This window comes from Alcanivorax sp. DSM 26293 (assembly GCF_900107995.1).
Lineage (GTDB): Bacteria > Pseudomonadota > Gammaproteobacteria > Pseudomonadales > Alcanivoracaceae > Alcanivorax.
Window position 1 is genome coordinate 165,613 of the sequence record NZ_FNUM01000007.1, and the last position, 19,955, is coordinate 185,567.

Annotated in this window: 17 protein-coding genes; 14 read left to right on the forward strand and 3 right to left on the reverse strand. The window is 59.9% G+C overall.

The genetic code is table 11. From position 1 onward, the window contains the following. Positions 1-83 precede the first annotated feature (83 nt). The 3 genes from C4S63_RS13490 (at position 84) to C4S63_RS13500 (ending at position 2,519) form a co-directional block, all read left to right on the forward strand. Positions 84-1,277 (forward strand): FAD-dependent oxidoreductase, encoded by a 1,194-nt coding sequence (locus tag C4S63_RS13490; protein ID WP_103917873.1) that lies wholly within the window; start codon positions 84-86, stop codon positions 1,275-1,277. A 101-nt stretch (positions 1,278-1,378) separates the two neighbouring features. Then, complete coding sequence (locus C4S63_RS13495; RefSeq protein ID WP_103917874.1) at positions 1,379-2,164, forward strand: aldo/keto reductase; 786 nt, start codon at positions 1,379-1,381, stop codon at positions 2,162-2,164. Positions 2,165-2,183: 19 nt separating this feature from the next. Then, the gene (locus C4S63_RS13500; protein ID WP_062817171.1) at positions 2,184-2,519 is read left to right on the forward strand and encodes a hypothetical protein; all 336 of its coding nucleotides are present in this window, start codon (positions 2,184-2,186) and stop codon (positions 2,517-2,519) included. Between the two features lie 40 nt (positions 2,520-2,559). On the opposite strand, the gene C4S63_RS13505 is transcribed toward C4S63_RS13500, so the two are convergent. After that, positions 2,560-3,408 (reverse strand): patatin family protein, encoded by an 849-nt coding sequence (locus C4S63_RS13505; protein WP_062817172.1) that lies wholly within the window; start codon positions 3,406-3,408, stop codon positions 2,560-2,562. Positions 3,409-3,717: 309 nt separating this feature from the next. Here C4S63_RS13505 and atzF point away from each other — a divergent pair, with 309 nt between their 5' ends. The 10 genes from atzF (at position 3,718) to C4S63_RS13555 (ending at position 17,971) form a co-directional block, all read left to right on the forward strand. After that, entirely contained in the window at positions 3,718-5,511 is a 1,794-nt protein-coding gene (gene atzF, locus C4S63_RS13510; protein ID WP_103917875.1) for an allophanate hydrolase, read from the forward strand. Next, positions 5,511-9,134: an urea carboxylase gene (uca, locus tag C4S63_RS13515; RefSeq protein WP_103917876.1), complete on the forward strand. Its 3,624-nt coding sequence runs from the start codon at positions 5,511-5,513 to the stop codon at positions 9,132-9,134. Before atzF ends, uca begins: the two co-directional genes overlap by 1 nt. 11 nt (positions 9,135-9,145) lie before the next feature. Next, on the forward strand, positions 9,146-9,853 hold the full coding sequence (locus C4S63_RS13520) for a GntR family transcriptional regulator (RefSeq protein ID WP_063509889.1): 708 nt from the start codon (positions 9,146-9,148) through the stop codon (positions 9,851-9,853). A gap of 106 nt (positions 9,854-9,959) precedes the next feature. Next, positions 9,960-10,925, forward strand: a complete 966-nt coding sequence (locus tag C4S63_RS13525; RefSeq protein WP_146063383.1) for a hypothetical protein — start codon at positions 9,960-9,962, stop codon at positions 10,923-10,925. A 25-nt stretch (positions 10,926-10,950) separates the two neighbouring features. After that, positions 10,951-12,252, forward strand: a complete 1,302-nt coding sequence (gene urtA / locus C4S63_RS13530) for an urea ABC transporter substrate-binding protein (protein WP_062817177.1) — start codon at positions 10,951-10,953, stop codon at positions 12,250-12,252. A 91-nt stretch (positions 12,253-12,343) separates the two neighbouring features. Beyond that, positions 12,344-13,975, forward strand: a complete 1,632-nt coding sequence (urtB, locus tag C4S63_RS13535; protein ID WP_103917877.1) for an urea ABC transporter permease subunit UrtB — start codon at positions 12,344-12,346, stop codon at positions 13,973-13,975. Between the two features lies 1 nt (position 13,976). Then, positions 13,977-15,137: an urea ABC transporter permease subunit UrtC gene (gene urtC, locus C4S63_RS13540; RefSeq protein WP_103917878.1), complete on the forward strand. Its 1,161-nt coding sequence runs from the start codon at positions 13,977-13,979 to the stop codon at positions 15,135-15,137. Next, on the forward strand, positions 15,134-15,979 hold the full coding sequence (gene urtD, locus C4S63_RS13545) for an urea ABC transporter ATP-binding protein UrtD (RefSeq protein ID WP_103917879.1): 846 nt from the start codon (positions 15,134-15,136) through the stop codon (positions 15,977-15,979). The genes urtC and urtD overlap by 4 nt, the downstream gene beginning before the upstream one ends. Positions 15,980-16,196: 217 nt before the next feature. Further along, a complete protein-coding gene (gene urtE / locus C4S63_RS13550) occupies positions 16,197-16,892 on the forward strand; it encodes an urea ABC transporter ATP-binding subunit UrtE (protein WP_062817181.1) in 696 nt (231 codons plus the stop codon). Positions 16,893-17,056: 164 nt separating this feature from the next. Further along, the gene (locus C4S63_RS13555) at positions 17,057-17,971 is read left to right on the forward strand and encodes a bile acid:sodium symporter family protein (protein ID WP_103917880.1); all 915 of its coding nucleotides are present in this window, start codon (positions 17,057-17,059) and stop codon (positions 17,969-17,971) included. Between the two features lie 146 nt (positions 17,972-18,117). Here C4S63_RS13555 and pdxH read toward each other — a convergent pair whose 3' ends face one another. Next, complete coding sequence (gene pdxH, locus C4S63_RS13560; protein ID WP_103917881.1) at positions 18,118-18,747, reverse strand: pyridoxamine 5'-phosphate oxidase; 630 nt, start codon at positions 18,745-18,747, stop codon at positions 18,118-18,120. 77 nt (positions 18,748-18,824) lie between these two features. Here pdxH and C4S63_RS13565 point away from each other — a divergent pair, with 77 nt between their 5' ends. Next, positions 18,825-19,382, forward strand: a complete 558-nt coding sequence (locus tag C4S63_RS13565; protein WP_063508360.1) for a gamma-glutamylcyclotransferase — start codon at positions 18,825-18,827, stop codon at positions 19,380-19,382. Between the two features lie 100 nt (positions 19,383-19,482). Here the strand turns inward: C4S63_RS13565 and C4S63_RS13570 are convergent, their stop codons facing one another. Further along, positions 19,483-19,899 (reverse strand): VOC family protein, encoded by a 417-nt coding sequence (locus C4S63_RS13570; protein ID WP_103917882.1) that lies wholly within the window; start codon positions 19,897-19,899, stop codon positions 19,483-19,485. Positions 19,900-19,955 lie beyond the last annotated feature (56 nt).

Consider the following 19,955-nt stretch of genomic DNA (forward strand, 5'->3'; position numbering starts at 1 on the left):
CTTGTGTCGGACGTCGGACGTCGGACGTCTGACGCCCGACCTGTCTATGCTAGCATAGCGGCAACTTTCTCCGATGGTGAGCCATGAGCAACTCCCCTCTGAAACCCGACATCCTGATCTTCGGCGGCGGTATTGCCGGCCTGTGGTTGATCAACCGACTCAACGCGGCCGGTTACCAGTGCCTGCTGCTGGAAACCGCCACCCTGGGCGGTGACCAGACCCTGGCCAGCCAGGGCATTATTCACGGTGGCCTCAAGTATGCCCTGGGCGGCAATCTGTCCAGTGAATCGGAATCCATTGCCGCCATGCCGGACCGTTGGCGTGCGGCCATGGCCGGCAACGATCCGGTGGACCTGCGCCAGCTGCAGGTACTCAGCGACACCCAGCACATGTGGTCCAGTGGCTCAGTGGCCTCGCGCATGACCAACTTCTTCGCCAGCAAGATGCTGCGCGGGCGCATCGAAAAGCTGAAGCGGGACCATTTCCCCTCCGCGTTGGCTGACAAGGCCTTCAAGGGCAATGTCTACAAGCTGGATGATCTGGTCATCAACACTGAATCACTGATCGACACCCTGGCCGCGCCGGTACGTGAACGCCTGCTGGCCTTCGACAGGGAACGCGATTCTCTGGAATGGGGAGAGCAAGGATTGAAGGCGGTGACCGTCAATGGCCAGCGTATCGAGCCGACGTTGACCATCCTGTCCGCCGGCAATGGCAACCCGGCACTGCTGGACGGCGCCCACCAGGCCCGCCTGCTGCCAGAGGAACACAGCCAGCTGCGGCCACTGAAAATGCTGCTGGTGAAACACGATCTGGGCCACCGCCTCTATGCTCACTGTGTTGGCACCAGCAACAAACCGGTACTCACCGTCACCACCCACGACTGCCCGGACGGCAAGGTGGTCTGGTATCTGGGCGGCGACCTGGCGGAACGGGGCGTGGAACGCAGCGATGAGGAACAACTGGCCGCTGGCCGCGACGAACTGAAACACCTGTTCCCCTGGCTCGATTTCAGTCAGGCCCAGTTCGCCGTTCTCAACGTAACCCGGGCCGAACCGAAACAACAGGCCCTGGTAAAACCGGATAACGCCTACGCCCACCGCGATCACAACCTGATCGTGGCCTGGCCCACCAAGCTCACCCTGGCCCCGGACCTGGGCGACAGAGTGATGGCATTGGTGGAAGAGAGCGGGCTGAAACCAGGAGCACCGTTAACGGTGCCGGAAACACTGGAAAAAGCCCCCATGGGCGTGCCGTACTGGCATCGCTGTTTTTGATTACCCTCCGTAGGAGCAAGCGTCGTTGGCGGCGCGATTCCGTGCGTGGTTAATCGCGCCGCCAGCGACGCTCCTACGGCAAGACGAACAAGGAAGCTTTCATGGCCTTCATGCGCCCGCTGGGCAACACAGGATTGACCGTCAGCGCCCTCGGTCTGGGCACAGTGAAAATCGGCCGCGACAAGGGCGTGAAATACCCCGGTGCCTTTACCATTCCCGATGACGCGGCAGTAATCGATTTGATCGCCCAGGCCCGGGACCTGGGCCTGAACCTGATCGACACCGCACCAGCCTACGGTCGCAGTGAAGAACGACTGGGGCAACTGCTCCGGGACCGCCAGCACTGGGTTATCGTCACCAAGGTGGGCGAGGAATTCGATAATGATAGCGGCGAAAGCCACTTCGATTTCTCCCCGCAACATGTGCGTGCCTCGGTGGAACGCAGTCTCAAGCGGCTGAACACCGACTACCTGGATTGCGTGCTGGTGCATTCGGACGGGAACGATCTGGATATTCTCGAGAGGGGCACACTGGATGCCCTCAACGATCTGAAGAAGTCGGGCCTGATCCGCGCCACCGGCATGTCTACCAAAACCGTGGCCGGGGGTATCGACACCCTCAGACAAGCAGACGTGGCCATGGTCACCTACAACCTGGCCCACGACGAAGAAGTGCCGGTCATCGAGCACGCCGCCAGTCACCACAAGGGCATTCTTATCAAGAAGGCCTTTGCCAGCGGCCACCTGTGCAGCGAGGGACAAGACCCGGTACAGGAAAGCATGAACAAGATCCTTGGCACTGCCGGCGTCGGCAGTATCATCGCCGGCACCATCAACCCGCAACACCTGCGGGAAAACGTGGAAAAAGCGCGCCGGGCCTGTGAATAACAACAAAAAAGGAGCCACTATGCGCAGACTGCTCAGTATCGGATTGCTACTTCTGGCCGCCAGCAGTCAGGCTGACAAGGTCTTACTCCTGAAAACGCCCCCCAGCGGCTGCCAGCCCGGTGACACTGTCTCTATAGAAACCGGCGGCAAACTCCAGGGCTTGCTGTTCAGCGACGCCTGGATCGAAAACAACGCCAAAAAGAAACTGCTCAAGGCCATCAAAAAAGCCGACGGCAACCGGGCGGTATTGAAAGACCGGCGTGTCTTTCTGATGGATAACCATCACCGTGGCATTCAACGCATGGAGCTGGAAGCCTGGACCTGGCGCTGTGAAGAGTCGGATAGCAGCAGGTAGTCAACACGACTTGCCGGCAGCGCTGTTTTGCAGGCTGCCCTCACCCCACCGCTTCGAAAAGCGGCTCGCCCAACATCACCGACGCGGCCTGATGCCCCTGCCAATACCCCTGCTCCAGCTTTTGGCCATGGGTGGTCAAGCGGCTGACCGGAAAGCCGCGGTCTGGCGCAATCACTGTGAGTCGGCAATCCTCGGGCGGGTTCTCGATGAACGCCAGTGCGTCATTGTAGGTTTGCGAGCGTTTCCGCATACCGGCATATAGCCCCGGCATTTCCCTGACCCAGGGTTTCAGCAGGGGTGCCAGCGGGCTGGGTTTCTTGCGATACCCCTGATGCCGTGACAGCACCACGGTGATATCCCTGGCGCCCTGTTCATAGGCCCAGCGCACGGGAATGGAATCGCCCACCCCGCCATCGGTCATGGGATGCCCGTCCACCGTGGGAAATTGCCGGTAGGCAAAAGGAATGGAACAGGACGCTGTCATGATCTCGTCCAGGTTGTCCGGCGTCGCGTGGTGATAACGTGGCTCGCCATCCTCCACGGAAGTGGTCACCACCCATAGCGGCGTCTGCGATTGCCAATACCGGTCCAGACTCAGCGGCACATCCCGTAAGGATTGATGCCACAGCCAGTGCACATCACACAAATGACCGCCGGCCATGAAGCGCTGCCAGTTGATGAAATCCGGGCGGCAGGCATGGTCGGTAATGATGCGCCGGTTGCGGCCATGATCTCCGGCCAGGTAACCGATCAGGTTGGTGGAACCGGCGGATACGCCCACCGCAAAATCAAACTCCCGGTAATCTTTCTCCAGAAAGGCATCCAGCACCCCGGCGGCAAAAATGCCGCGCATGGCACCCCCTTCCACGACCAGAGCCCGCGAGGACATATCCGTCTCCTGTTTGATCTGACACCTTGATTCACTTTGCCAAAGCCAGGCCGAGAGCGGAAATAACCCCTCCCTGTTCCCGCCATCGCCGTCGCCCATGGCGACATCTTGCACAACGCAACCTTTTGCACTGTTACGGCGCAGCTGCATCAGCGTGACGCACACCAGCCTGACAAATCCCACCAACCTGGTCAGCCCTTCGACATTTAATTTATGTAAAAACAATTACTTAAATTTTTTCTGTCTGTTTGGCACCGGGTTTGCACTAGTCCGCATACCAACTTGTATACAAACAGGTGTGCTAAACGAATGATCGGCTGGACTCTTCAACAATGGCAGGCGGCCTACCGCAGCGGTGACCTCACCCCGCTACAGGCCATGAAACAACTGGCGGCACTGCTGCACGACAGCGAGCGCGCCCTGTGGATTCACCTGCTGGACGAGTCCTCCCTGGTCGCCCAGGCCGAGACCCTGACGGATCCGTCCCTGCCTCTCTACGGCATTCCCTTCGCGGTGAAAGACAATATTGATGTGGCCGGTATGCCGACCACGGCGGCCTGCCCCGCCTTTGCCTACACAGCGCAGGAAGACGCCACCGTGGTCAGACTGCTGCGCGACGCCGGCGCGATTGTGGTGGGCAAAACCAATCTGGATCAGTTTGCCACCGGACTGGTCGGCACCCGCTCCCCTTACGGGGAAGTGCCCAACCCGTTCAACGGCGACTACCTCAGCGGCGGCTCCAGTTCCGGTTCGGCGGTGAGCGTCAGCCTGGGGCTGGTGCCCTTCTCGCTGGGCACCGACACCGCCGGCTCCGGGCGGGTACCCGCAGCCTTTACCAATATCGTCGGACTGAAACCCAGCCGCGGTGCCATCAGCACCCGAGGCGTGGTGCCCGCGTGCCGAACCCTGGACTGCGTCAGCGTGTTTGCGCTGAACGTGGAAGATGCCCTGACCATTTACCGCCTTATCGGCCAGTTCGATAGCGACGATGCTTTCAGCCGTCCGGCGCCGTCACGGCAGAAAACCGGGCTGCCTGCACGACCGAAGCTGGGGATTCCCCACGATCTGCCCTGGTTCGGTGACCACAAGGCAAAGGCGCTCTGGGAACAACAACTGGAGAGCCTCAGCAGTCTTGCCGAGCTGGTTACCGTGGATACCACCGTGCTGCAGGATGCGGCAGCCCTGCTGTATCAGGGCCCATGGATAGCCGAGCGTTTCTCTGTCACTGACACCCTGTTGCAGGAAACACCGCAAGCCCTGTTACCGGTCATCCGTGACATCCTGGAACCGGCGGCACAGATCAGCGCCGTTGACAGTTTCCGCGCCCAATATCGTCTGGCCGAACTCAAACGTCAGTCAGACAACCTGCTGGCCGGTGTGGATGCCCTGCTGCTACCCACCACCCCGGGCATCTATACCCGCGACGCGGTACGCAACGATCCCATCACCCTGAACAGCCAACTGGGTACCTGGACCAACTTCGTCAACCTGCTGGACCTGTGTGCCCTGGCCCTTCCCGGCGGTTTTCGGGACGACGGCCTGCCCGGCGGCATCACCCTGATTGCCCCCGCCTGGCAAGACCATGCCCTGGCGGAATTCGGCCAGCGCTGGCAACAGCACCAGCCCTGGCAGGCCGGCGCCACCGGTCAGGCACTGCCGGCACCGGAAAAAAATGCCGCCAGCGATAACCATGATGATTCCATCACCGTGGCGGTGGTCGGTGCCCACCTGACCGGCATGCCACTGAACAGTCAGCTGGTGGAACGCGACGCGGTGCTGCTGGAAGCCACCCACACCGCTCCCTGCTATCGCCTCTATGCCCTGGCCAACACGGTGCCTCCCAAACCCGGGCTGATCCGCAACGAAAAAGACGGCGGAGACAGCATTCCCATCGAACTGTGGCAAATGCCTATCGAACACTTCGGCAGCTTTGTCGGGCTGATTCCTGCACCCCTTGGCATTGGCAGCCTGGAAACCGTGGATGGCCGCTGGGTGAAAGGATTTATCTGCGAGCCCTGGGCCATCGACGAAGCCACCGACATTACCGAACTGGGCGGCTGGAGAAACTACATCGCCGCGCTGAACAAGAAGGAGTCCCTCTGATGTTAACGAAAGTGCTGATCGCCAACCGGGGTGAAATTGCGGTGCGTATCTGTCGCACCCTGAAGCAGATGGGCATTGCCTCGGTGGCGGTCTATTCAGAGGCGGATCGCAACAGCCAGCACGTCAGCGTGGCGGATGAAGCGGTATCCCTGGGCGGCCAGACCGCCGCAGACAGTTATCTGAAAACCGACCTGATTCTGCAGGCCGCCAAAGACACAGGCGCCGAGGCTATTATTCCCGGCTACGGATTTCTTTCCGAAAACGCCGAGTTTGCTGAAGCCTGCGCCGCCAACGGCATCGCTTTTGTGGGCCCGACCCCGCAACAACTGCGCGAGTTCGGCCTCAAGCATGAAGCCCGTGCCATCGCCGAAAAAGCCGGCGTGCCACTGGCCCCCGGTACCGACCTGCTGCAAAGCCTGGACGACGCCAAACAGGCCGCACTGCAGATCGGCTACCCGGTGATGCTGAAAAGCACCGCCGGTGGTGGCGGCATCGGCCTGTCCCGCTGCAACAACGAAGACGAACTGGTCGCTGCCTTTGAGTCGGTAAAGCGGCTCGGGGAAAGTTTCTTTTCTGACAGCGGCGTTTTTATCGAACGTTTTGTGGCCCGGGCCCGCCATGTGGAAGTGCAGATCTTCGGTGACGGTAACGGTACCGTGCTGGCCCTGGGCGAGCGCGAATGTTCCCTGCAGCGTCGTAACCAGAAAGTGGTGGAAGAAACCCCGGCGCCCAATCTGCCACAGGCGACCCGGGAACAACTGCACGCCAGTGCGGTGCGGTTGGGCCAGACCGTGAAATACCGCTCTGCGGGCACGGTGGAATACATTTACGACGACGAGCGTGATGAATTCTATTTCCTGGAAGTGAATACCCGCCTGCAGGTGGAGCACGGCGTCACCGAATCCGTCTTCGGCGTGGACCTGGTTCAGTGGATGTTGCAACTGGCCGGCGGCGAACGTCCGCCACTGGATGACAGCTACACCAGCCAGGGGTCTTCCATGGAAGTGCGCATCTACGCCGAAGATGCGCTGAAAGATTTCCAGCCCAGCCCGGGCGAACTCACCGAGGTGCGCTTCCCGGACAATATCCGCCTGGATGGCTGGGTGGACACCGGCACCGTGGTCAGCCCTCACTATGATCCCATGCTGGCCAAAGTCATCGTCCATGGCAGTGATCGTGCCGACGCCCTGAAGAAGATGCAGACCGCCCTGGCACAAACCCGCCTCTCGGGCATCGCCACCAACCTGGACTATCTGCGCCAGATTCTGCGCGACGACAATGTCATTGCCGGCACCGTTTCCACTCGCTATCTGGAAACCTTTACCTATACGCCCAGGGCCTTCGACGTTGTCGAGCCAGGCACCTACACCACGGTGCAGGATTATCCTGGCCGGGCCGGCTACTGGGATATCGGTGTGCCGCCGTCCGGGCCCATGGACGACTTTGCCTTTCGTCTGGCCAATCGCATCGTCGGCAACCATGACAGCGCCGCCGGCCTGGAAGCCACCCTGGTGGGGCCCTCGCTCACCTTCCATTGCGATACCGTGGTAGCACTTACCGGTGCGCCCTGCCCGGCGCAACTGGATGGTGTCAGCGTACCCTTGTGGGAACCCATCACCGTCAAGGCCGGCCAGACCCTCACCACCGGCAAGGTAGAAAACGGTTGCCGCACCTATATTGCCGTGCGCAACGGCATTGATGTCCCCGACTACCTGGGCAGTAAATCCACCTTCGTACTCGGCAAGTTTGGCGGCCACGGTGGGCGCACCCTGCGCAAGGGTGACGTGTTGTCGATCTGTCAGCCGCAGCTGGAGGGGTGCCCCACCCCGGCGCCGGTGGCCGAGCCGCACCCGGTCGAGAACGGATTGATCCCGGACTACCCGCAACAATGGGACATCAAGGTGCTGTACGGCCCCCATGGGGCGCCGGATTTCTTTAGCGAAGATGCCATTGAAGAATTCTTCAACGCCGACTGGCAGGTGCATTACAACTCCAACCGACTGGGCATTCGCCTGGTGGGTCCGAAGCCGAGCTGGACCCGTACCGATGGCGGCGAAGCCGGGCTGCACCCGTCCAATGTTCACGACAACGAGTACGCCATCGGCTCCATCAATTTCACCGGTGATTTCCCGGTCATCCTGACCAAGGATGGCCCGAGCCTTGGGGGGTTCGTCTGCCCGGTGACCATCGCCAAGGCCGAGCTGTGGAAAGTGGGCCAGTTGAAACCCGGGGACAGCATCCGCTTCTCGCCAATCAGCTTCGCCGAGGCCAAGGCCATGGAAGACGCCCAGGATGCGTCCATTGAAAACCTGGGTGTGATTCCGCTGGTCAACCCGGCGGTGACCGATCACAGCCACACCTTTACCTCTTCCACCATGCTGGCGGAGATAGATGCCAACGGTCATGTACCGCGGATCGTCTACCGGCAGGCCGGCGACAAGTACATCCTTATCGAGTACGGCGACAACGTGCTCGACCTTGCCCTGCGCATGCGTGTCCATGCGCTGATGGAAAACCTGAAGGCGTCACCGGTGGAGGGCATTCTGGAATTGTCTCCGGGGGTACGCAGCCTGCAGGTCCATTACGATTCCCGCCGCCTTGATCAGGACCGCCTGGTCAACACACTGCTGGACCGTGAACAGACCATCGGCAGTGTGGACGACATGGTCGTGACTTCCCGGGTCCTGCATCTGCCCATGGCCTTCGAAGACAGCGCCACCCTGGATGCGGTCACCCGTTACCAGGAAACCATTCGCCAGGATGCCCCCTGGCTGCCCAACAACGTGGAATTCATTCGCCGCATCAACGGCCTGCAATCCACCGACCAGGTGCGCGACATTATTTTCAGTGCTAGCTATCTGGTGTTGGGCCTGGGAGATGTGTATCTGGGGGCCCCCTGTGCGGTGCCCATTGATCCGCGCCACCGCCTGATGACCTCCAAGTACAACCCGGCGCGCACCTATACCGCCGAAGGCACCGTGGGTATCGGCGGCGTCTACATGTGCATCTACGGCATGGATTCCCCCGGCGGTTACCAGCTGGTGGGTCGCACCCTGCCGATCTGGAACAAACATCTGAAGAACGCCCAGTTCCACAGTGGTGAGCCCTGGTTGCTGAAGTTTTTCGATCAGGTCCGCTACTACCCGGTGAGCGAGGAAAAACTCACCGAGATGCGCGAGGCCTTCCGCCACGGCCACCTGCAGGTGGAGATCAGCGAAGAGCCCTTCAGCCTGGCCGAGCATCGCCAATTCCTGAAAAACAACGAACAGGAAATTGCCGATTTCAACGCCCGCCGCGATGTGGCCTTCCGAGAGGAAGTGGCGCGCTGGCAGGACGAAGACGCGGCAGTGGAATCCGCGCTGATGGGCAGTAAAACGGATATCGGCCAGGTAGATGGCCATCTGGTCAGCGCCGAAATCAGCGGCAATGTCTGGAAGCTGCTGGTGGAAGAAGGCTCACAGGTCAGCGAAGGCCAGCCCCTGGTGATCGTGGAAGCCATGAAGATGGAATTCGAAATCGTCGCCAATGCCAGCGGCAAGGTCACCGGTCTGCATTGCCAGCCCGGCTCCATCATCCATGCCGGGGATCCGGTGTTGGTCATTGATCCGAAAGCGGTGGCCTGAGAGGAAATGCCATGAAAGCGCATAAAGAAAAAAAATCCAGCAACCTGGCGGACCGCATCTATCAGCAGCTGAAAAGCGACATCTTCGACTTTCGCCTGATGCCCGGTGACCGCTTCAGCGAAAACGAGATTGCCGAACGCATGGGCGCCTCACGCACTCCGGTTCGTGAAGCCCTGTTCCGGCTGCAACGGGAATCCTATGTGGATGTGCTGTTCCGCAGCGGCTGGCAGGTCAAACCCTTTGACTTCGATTACTTCGAAGAACTCTACGATGTGCGCACCATTCTTGAATGCGCTGCGGTACGCAAGATCTGCGAGCAGGAAAACAACTCACCCAAACTCGATGACCTGATTCGCATCTGGTGCGTGCCGGAATCGGAAAGACTGGAAGACGGCAACACTCTCAGCCGACTGGATGAGCGCTTTCACGAAATGCTGGTGGAAGCCGCTGGCAACACCGAGATGGCACGCATTCATCATGACCTGACCGAACGTCTGCGCATCATTCGCCGCCTGGATTTCACCAAGCCACCGCGTATTGATGCCACCTATCAGGAACACAGCTCCATTCTGGAAGCCATTCAGCATCGCCGCTGCGAGCAGGCGCAGATTCAGCTGCGCGCTCATATCGAAAGCTCACGCAATGAAGTGCGAAAAATAACGCTGCACATGCTTCATGAAGCCCGGATGCACAGCGGCAAGGCAGACAACGACGACTGATACACAGTGACCTTTTTCATTCATCAATGGGGGGATACCCATGTTACGAAAGGAAGCAGTAACGAGCGCGCTTGCCATGGCCGCTCTCATCACACCGATATCAGCCATGAGTGCCGATATCGATCCGGAAATCTCTGTGGGCGGAGGCCTGCGCACCAGCTTTACCAGTGTGGAAAACGCAGCGCCTGACGGTGAATCCAGCTCCAGTGATTTCAATCTGGACAGTGTGCGGCTGTACATCAACGGCCAGGTCACCGACAACATCAAGATGACCGTGAACACCGAATACGACGGTGTTGAAGAAAAGGTGCGGGTGCTCGATGCCATTGCCCGGTTCGAGTATTCCGACACCTTTAACATCTGGGCCGGCCGATTCCTGCCCGCCAGTGATCGTTCCAACCTGTCCGGGCCGTACTATCTGACCACCTGGAATTTCCCGTCCGTGCAAGCCTATCCGGCCATCTTCGCCGGTCGTGACGACGGCGTCGCTTATTGGGGCCAGGCCAACGAGGGCCAGTTCAAGTGGCAGTTCTCGGTCACCGAAGGTCCGGAGGATCCGGTCCCCGCCGAGGATGACGACGATCTGCTGTACAGCGGCCGACTCACTCTCAACCTGCTCGATCCGGAACCGGGCTACTACAACTCCAGCACCTATTACGGCGAGAAGGACATTCTGGCGGTGGGTCTGGTTGGCCAGAGCCAGGGGTCTGACTCCGCCTGGAGCGTGGATGCCCTGTTCGAGAAAAACACCGGCGCCGGCACAGTGACTCTCGAAGGCGCCTATTACCAGTACGACGGTCTGGGCGGCCTGGGCGGCGACGAAAGCGAAGGCTACTTCGTGCTGGCCGGCTTCCTGTTCCCCCAGGAAATCGGTCCGGGCCGGCTGCAACCGGTGATCCGTTACACCGAGGGTGAAGTGACCGATGGCGCCGAGGGTGACATCAGCGAGTTCAATCTGAACTACATCATCAAGGGTCATAACGCCCGTATCAGTGCCGCTTACCAGGATCGTAACGACGAGCTGTTCAGCGATAACGACACCTTTGTACTGGGTCTGCAACTACAGATGTAAGTGCTACACCACAAGGAGTTTTGCCATGCAATTTTCAAACACACTGAAACGACTCACTGCAGGAATCATGCTTTCCGGCAGCCTTATCTACAGCGGCGCCGCCATGGCCGCTGACACCATCAAGGTCGGGGTGCTGCACTCCCTGTCCGGCACCATGGCCATCAGTGAATCCACCCTGAAAGACACGGTTCTGATGATGATCGAGGAGCAGAACAAGAAGGGCGGCGTGATGGGCAAGCAGCTGGAACCCGTGGTCGTTGACCCGGCCTCCAACTGGCCCCTGTTCGCCGAAAAAACCCGGGAACTGATCAGCCAGCAAGGTGTGGATGTAATCTTCGGCTGCTGGACTTCCGTGTCCCGCAAGTCCGTGCTGCCAGTGGTGGAAGAACTCAATGGCCTGCTGTTCTACCCGGTGCAGTACGAGGGTGAAGAGTCGTCCAAGAATGTGTTCTACACCGGGGCCGCCCCCAACCAGCAGGCCATCCCGGCGGTCAACTACCTGATCAACGAACTGGGTGTGGAGCGCTTCGTGCTGGCCGGTACCGATTATGTGTACCCGCGAACCACCAACAAGATCCTGGAAGCCTACCTGAAGTCCAAGGGCGTGGCTGACAAGGACATCATGATCAACTACACCCCGTTCGGGCATTCCGACTGGCAGTCCATTGTCAGCGACATCAAGGCCTTCGGTAACCAGGGCAAGAAAACCGCAGTGGTCTCCACCATCAACGGCGATGCCAACGTGCCCTTCTACAAGGAACTGGGCAACCAGGGCGTCAGCGCCCAGGACATTCCCGTGGTGGCCTTCTCCGTGGGTGAAGAGGAATTGTCCGGCATCGACACCGGCCCGCTGGTGGGTCACCTGGCCGCCTGGAACTACTTCCAGAGTGTCTACAACGACGCCAACGATGCCTTCATCGCCCAGTGGCACGACTTTACCCAGGACGACAAACGCGTCACCAACGATCCCATGGAAGCCACCTATATCGGTTTCAACATGTGGGTGAAGGCCGTAGAAAAAGCCCAATCCACGGACACGGATAAAGTGGCGGAAGCCATGATCGGCATGGAAACCCCGAACCTGACTGGCGGTATGGCGGTGATGAATGAAAACCACCATCTGTCCAAGCCGGTGCTGATCGGCGAAATCCAGGATGACGGCCAGTTCGCCGTGGTCTGGGAAACCGATGGTCTGGTCAAAGGCGATGCCTGGTCCGATTACCTGCCCGGCTCCAAGGACCTGATTTCCGACTGGAGCGCGCCGACGAAATGCGGCAACTACAACACCAAGACCAAGCAGTGCCTTGGCAGCAAAGCCATGCAGTAAACGATCCGACCCTCTCCGGTTATCCGTGTGCGCTAACGCGCACGCTGGTAACCGGCTTTTTTCGATACACCCAGTCTGTAAGGAGCCCACTATGGGTCACGCTATTGGCCGGTTTTTGACAACCCTGCTGCTGGCAGCGTTGTGCAATACGGTGCTGGCCGACCTGGCCACAGACACAGGCCCGGCCCCAGGCCCCGGCCTCCACGATATTCTTAACCAGTTGGCCAGCCGCAGCTTTGATGACAAGGAAACGGCCATTCGCCAACTGGCCGAGCAGGACCACCCGCGCGTGGTGCCTTTGCTCAATGCCCTGATGAACCGCGACCTGGTGCAACACCGGGACAGCGGCGCCATTTTACTGGGTCGCAAGAACAGTGACGGCTGGCTACTGCTGGACCCCGTCAGCGAAGCCGAACAACAACAGGTGGGATCACGGGATGCCCGCCCGGTGGTGATCAATAACCGCCTGCGTACCGTCATCAATAATCAACTGGCCCTGCGCGACCTGGCCAGCCCGGACAGCGAGCAACGCTATCAGGCCGCCGGCCAGCTGATCGGCAATGCCGACCCGGAAATGCTCTCGGCACTGACAGCCCGCCGGGCCAAGGAAACCGTTGCCCGGGTACAGGACCGTATTGATGTGGCCCTGAACATTGCCACCCTGGACAACGACGATCTGGCCGCCCGCCTGAATGCCATCGACGCTCTGGCCGACAGTCTGCATCCGGCGGCCAAGAACGCCCTGCGCGACCGGGTGGCTGCCAGCGACAACCCGGCGGAAGTGCGCACGGCAGAAAAGGCGCTGGCCCGCATCGAAGCCCGCATCGAGCGCTACCAGACCGCCGACACCCTGTTCTTCGGCCTCAGCCTGGGCTCGGTGTTGTTGCTTGCCGCCATCGGCCTGGCCATCACCTTCGGGGTCATGGGTGTGATCAACATGGCCCATGGCGAGCTGATCATGATCGGCGCCTACACCACCTATGTGATTCAACAAATTTTGCCCAACAGCCACGAATGGTCGCTGTTGATCGCCATTCCTGCCGCCTTTGTGGTGTCGGCACTGGTGGGCATTCTGATTGAACGCTTTGTGATCCGTTTCCTGTATGGCCGTCCCCTGGAAACCTTGCTCGCCACCTTCGGGGTGAGCCTGATTCTGCAGCAGGCGGTGCGGGTGATTTTCTCGCCCCTGAATCGCACCGTGGTAACACCGGAATGGATGAGTGGCGCACTGGAAATCAACCCGGTGTTCTCACTGACCTATAACCGCCTCTACATCATTTTCTTTGCCCTGGCCGTGTTTCTGGCCCTGCTCACGCTGCTGAAGAAAACCCGCCTGGGCCTGCAGGTCAGAGCTGTCAGTCAGAACCGGACCACCGCCCGCGCCATGGGGATTCGTAGCGAGCGGGTCAATGCGCTCACTTTCGGCCTGGGTTCCGGTATCGCCGGCATCGCCGGGGTGGCCCTGGCACAGCTCACCAATGTGGGGCCCAACCTGGGTCAGAGCTACATCATCGATTCCTTCATGGTCGTGGTGTTCGGCGGTGTCGGCAATCTGTGGGGCACTCTCACCGCCGCCTTCAGCCTGGGGATCGCCAACAAGCTGCTGGAGCCCATGGCCGGAGCCGTGCTGGCAAAAATCATCGTGCTGATCTTCATCATCCTGTTTATCCAGCGCAAACCACGGGGTCTGTTCCCGCAACGTGGCCGGGCCGCGGAGGAGTAATATGCGAGACTCAACCTTCAAAAGTGCCTTCAGTGATCGCACCGCGAAAACCTTTATGGGCGTCCTGCTGGGCGCCACCCTGGTGGTGACCCTGCTCAACCAGTTTTTCCCGCCGGACTCGCCACTGCACGTGAGCGCCTACACCGTCACCCTGCTGGGCAAGTACCTGTGTTACGCCCTGCTGGCCCTGTCGCTGGATCTGGTGTGGGGTTATTGCGGCATTCTCAGCCTGGGTCATGGGGCCTTCTTTGCCCTGGGTGGCTATGCCATGGGCATGTACCTGATGCGCCAGATCGGCGACCGGGGCGTTTACGGCAATCCGGAGTTGCCCGACTTCATGGTGTTCCTCAACTGGGACGAGCTTCCCTGGTACTGGCAGGGCTTCGATCAGTTCTGGTTTGCCGCCTTGATGATCCTGCTGGTCCCCGGCCTGCTGGCCTTCGTATTCGGCTGGCTGGCATTTCGTTCCCGGGTTACCGGCGTCTATCTGTCGATCATCACCCAGGCACTCACCTATGCCCTGATGCTGGCCTTCTTCCGCAACGAACTGGGCTTTGGCGGCAACAACGGTCTTACCGACTTCAAGGAACTGCTGGGCTTTTCCCTGCAGTCCGACAGCACACGTGTGGGCCTGCTGATCGCCACCGCCCTCTCTCTGGCCATAGCCTTTGTGCTGTGCCGCTGGATCACCGGCAGCAAGCTGGGCCGGGTGGTCATGGCGGTGAGGGATGCGGAATCCCGGGCCCGTTTTGTGGGTTACCGTACCGAACATTACAAACTGTGGATCTTCACCGTCAGCGCCATTCTGGCCGGCATTGCCGGGGCGCTCTATGTGCCCCAGGTGGGCATCATCAACCCGGGGGAATTCTCGCCGCTCAATTCCATCGAGCTGGTGGTCTGGGTAGCGGTAGGCGGACGCGCCACCTTATATGGGGCGGTAATCGGCGCCATCCTGGTCAACTACGGCAAGACCATTTTCACCGGCGTTATGCCCGAGGCCTGGCTGTTTGCCCTGGGCGGGCTGTTTGTGGCGGTTACCGTGTTTCTGCCCCAAGGTCTGGTGGGTCTGGTCAGCCAGAGATGGGCGGCTCTGCGCAAACAATTCCCGCCAAAGAAAACAAATAACGACACCCTCACCCCGGCAGAAGGAGAGGCCCCATGAGCGCACTGGATAACCTGCGCGACACCTTTCGCCGCGACCAGGTCTTCGATTTCATGCGCCAGGGCACCCGTGCCGTGGCGCCCGGTCAGCTGGATTCCGGTAGTGGCAAGAACATTCTCTATCTGGAAGATATCACCGTCAGTTTTGACGGCTTCAAGGCCCTCAATGATCTGACCCTGTACATCCAGACCGGCGAACTGCGCTGCATCATCGGCCCCAACGGCGCAGGCAAATCCACCATGATGGACGTGATCACCGGCAAGACCCGACCGGATAGCGGCACCTGTTTTTTCGGTCAGACCCTGGACCTGACAGCCATGAGCGAAACCGACATCGCCATGGCCGGCATCGGTCGAAAATTTCAGAAACCCACCGTGTTCCCCGAACACACCGCCTTTGAAAACCTGGAGCTGGCCATGAACGGTCCCAGAGGGCCCTGGCATTCCCTGTTCACCCGATTAAGCGGCGAACAGACAAACTGGATCGAGGACACTCTGGCCACCGTGGGTCTGCTTGAAGACCGACACAAGGTGGCGGGCCTGCTTTCCCACGGACAAAAGCAGTGGCTGGAAATCGGCATGGTGCTGATGCAGAAACCACAACTGCTACTGGTGGATGAACCCATCGCCGGGATGACCCGCCAGGAAGTGGAACGCACCGGGGAACTTCTGAAAAGCCTGGCCGGCAAACACTCGGTGGTTGTCGTCGAACATGACATGGAATTCATCCGCTCCATCGCCAGCACCGTCACCGTGCTGCACCAGGGCAGCGTACTGGCGGAAGGCACCATGGAGCAGGTGCAGAATGATCCCAAAGTCATCGAAGTTTACCTGGGCGAATAACAGCCCCCTGTAGGAGCGCCGCTCTCTGTGCTCTGCCATTATGAGGCTCAAGCATCCAGTTTTGAGTTACGAGAAGCGAGTCTCGAAAGGCAAAAGATTTTTGGGTTTTCGCAACTCGTTACTCGCTTCTCGGCACTCTCAATTGAGCGAGGCATTCGTGCCTCATACTCGCAGAGCGCAGAGAGCGGCTTCGAAATACTGTTACGGAGTTAACACCGTGCTGAAACTGAACAACGTCAACCAGTACTATGGCGAATCCCACACCCTCTGGGATCTGGATTTGGGGCTAACCCAGGGCGAATGCCTGTGCGTCATGGGCCGCAACGGTGTGGGCAAGACCACCCTGCTGAAAACCATCATGGGATTGTTACCGGTGAAAAGCGGCAGCATTGAATTCAACGGGCTCGATTATGCCAAACAAGCGGCGGAAGAACGGGCCCGGGCAGGAATCGGTTATGTGCCCCAGGGGCGGGAAATTTTTCCGCTACTCACCGTGGAGGAGAATCTGGAAACCGGTCTGCAGGCCCGTCCGGATCGCAGCAGGAAAATCCCGGATCGCATCTACGAGCTGTTCCCGGTACTCCATGAAATGCGCAACCGCCGCGGCGGCGATCTCTCCGGCGGACAGCAACAACAACTGGCCATCGGCCGTGCCCTGGCGCTGGACCCGAAACTGCTGATCCTTGATGAACCCACCGAAGGGATTCAGCCCAATATCGTCGACATGATCGGCCGGGTGATTAAAACCCTGAACAAGGAAGAAGGCCTCACCGTGTTACTGGTGGAGCAGAAGCTGCACTTCGCCCGTGCCACCGCTGACCGTTTTGCCATTCTTGACCGTGGCAGCAAGGTGGCGGAAGGCGAGATGGGTGAGTTGGATGATACCTTGATCAAGAGTTATCTGACCGTTTGATCATCAACACTCCCCTTTGACGTAGGAGCGTCGCTGGCGGCGCGATTCCATAGGCTGATATCGCGCCGCCAGCGACGCTCCTGCAGACAAAGACGGGTTGCTCCTGTGCGTCGATACCCTAGTCAGCTTACACTGGCCGCCTTGCACACTGACAGGCGACCGCAATGCTCCACCGCTTGACCCAACTCTTTCCACTCTGGGCCCTGCTGTTTTCCCTGCTGGCCTACTGGCAGCCGGCCCTGCTGGTGGGCGGCAAGGGGGCCATTGTGCCGCTACTGATGCTGATCATGTTCGGCATGGGCCTGTCGCTGACCTGGGAGGATTTCCAGCGGGTGCTGCGCCAGCCGGGCACCATTGGCCTGGGCCTGCTGCTGCAGTACAGCCTGATGCCACTGCTCGCCTTTGCCATCGGCATCGCCCTGCAGCTCCCCCAGGAATTGCTGGTGGGGCTGGTGCTGGTGGGTGCCTGTCCTGGCGGCACCGCGTCCAACGTGATCGCCTATCTGGCGCGGGCGGATGTGGCTCTGTCAGTGGCCATTACCTTTGCCTCTACCCTGTTGGCGGTGGTTGCCACGCCCTTGCTGACCTGGGTGTATCTGGGGGAGCGCATCCCGGTGCCCATTGATGGCATGCTGATTTCCCTGCTGCAGATCGTACTATTGCCGGTGACCGTGGGCTGTTTTCTCAATACCCGATTTGCCCGCCAGCTGGCACCGCTACGGGATGTCTTCCCGCTGGTGTCCGTGGCGGCCATTGTGGGGGTGATCGGGATTATCGTCGCCCTGAACCAGGGCCATATTGCCCAGGCCGGCATGGCCATCTTTATTGCCGTGGTGGCCCATAACGGTCTCGGCCTGGCCAGTGGCTATGGCATCGCGCGCCTGCTTTGTCTGGACAAAAAGCGCGCCCGCACCCTGGCCATCGAAGTGGGCATGCAGAATTCCGGTCTGGGTGTGGCGCTTGCAGTAAAACACTTCAGCGCCATGGCCGCCCTGCCAGGGGCCCTGTTCAGCATCTGGCACAATCTGTCCGGATCGTTGTTGGCGACGATTTGGCGGCGAAAGGCAATTAATAGTTAATAATGAATAATTAATAGCTCGCGGGTTGACGCTGCGAGTCTTTCAAACGGCAAGAGGCCGCGCCCAGAGTTTGGACGCGGCCTCTTGGTTTGGATAGCTCCGGTGCTCTTGCGCGCGTTATTAATTATTCATTATTAACTATCAATTCACGGCGCAAGCCGCTCCCGCACCCAACTCCCGTCTGCCTGTTTGCGATAGCGAAAGCGATCATGCAATCGACTGGGGCGGCCATGCCAGAACTGGATTTCCGTGGGCATGATACGGTAGCCACCCCAGTTGGCTGGTCGGGGCACGGGCGCTTCCGGGTGCTGCTGTTGCAAAGCCTCCACTTCCGCTTCCAGCCATTCCCGGCTGGCGGGCTGGCTCTGGGGGGAGATGGCGGCGCTGATCTGGCTGGCATAGGGCCGCGACGCAAAATAACTGTCGGACTCTTCTTCATCCACTTTTCGGGCTTCACCGATCACGATCAGTTGCCGATCGAAGGGCTGCCAGAACATGGTGAACGATACCTTGGGGTTGGCCGCAATCTCTTCCCCCTTGCGACTGTCGTAGTGGGTGAAAAAGGTAAAGCCACCGCCCTCGATTCCTTTCAGCAACACCACCCGGCTGGAAGGCTGGCCGTCAGCACTGACCGTGGCCAGGGTCATGGCGTTGGGCAAGGGCAGCCCGCCCTCAATGGCTTCATCCACCCAGCGCCGGGCCTGCTCCACCGGATCGGTGTGGAGGTTCGCTTCGCTCAGGCCCTCGGCATGATATTCTTCGCGCACGTCTTTCATGGTTTCCCCGGCAGTGAGACTGAGCCCGGAGTATAACGCCGAGACCGTGAAGACACCGAACCGGGATCAAGAAAAGTATGCTCGACACCTCTGCAGAGAACCGCCGGCGCCACCCGCTGGATCCACACCAGCCCGTGTGGCTGTTTGGCTATGGCTCGCTGATCTACAAGGCGGATTTTCCCTTTCTGGAACGCCGCCCCGCTACCATCCGCGACTGGGCGCGCCGCTTCTGGCAAGGATCCCACGACCATCGAGGCACCCCGGAAAACCCGGGCCGTGTGGTTACGCTGATACCGGCACCGGGCGCCCTCTGCACCGGGATGGCCTACCGCATCACCCCGGATGTGTTCGAGCATCTGGACCACCGGGAGAAAAATGGCTATTTGCGATTTCGCACCCCGCTGACCTTCGCCGATGGCGATCAGGCTGACGGCTTGGTCTACATCGCCACCGAGGACAATGCCGCCTTTCTCGGCCAGAGCGACGAGCTGCTGATTGCCCGTCACATTGCCACCAGCCACGGTCCCAGCGGCAGTAACCGGGACTATCTGCTGCAGCTTGCTGAAGCCCTGCGCGCCCTGGACGCTGACGATGAGCATGTCTTTACCATCGAGCAGCACCTGCTGAGCCTCTAGGCTTTGCCGTCTACCGTTGGAGCTTTGCTCGCAAAGCGAAGGTTTACGTCGGCACATTTGTCGGGAATTTGTTTTGCGAGCAAAGCTCCAACGACCACCCTCACACCGTCTGCATGTACCGATCCCAATAGCCTTGCTGCGGCGCAATCTGATCCACCACATCCACCCATAATCCGGAGGGGTCACGCAGGCCGAAGCGGCGCTGACCGAATGGCTCGTCGCTGAGCGGGTACGCCACCGCCCCCCCTCTGGACTGGAAATCCGCCAGCGCCTGGCGGGCATCCTCCACTTCGATCTCCAGACACATACCCAGTCCACCAAAGGTGTCCGGACCCGGCGGTGCCGAGGGATGATCCGGACTCATGAACGCCACCACGCTGCCCTGCTGCGCGTCTCCAAGCAGTACAAACCAGTCGCTGTCGAACAACACATCCAGACCAAAATACCGCTGCCAGAAATCCCGGCAGGCCACTTTATGCTCGGTCACCACAATGGGGTAACGGTCGCGGATCTTCATCGGATACCTCCTTGGGATAAAACAGACTATTAGTCTGTTTTGAGAAAATAAAAACA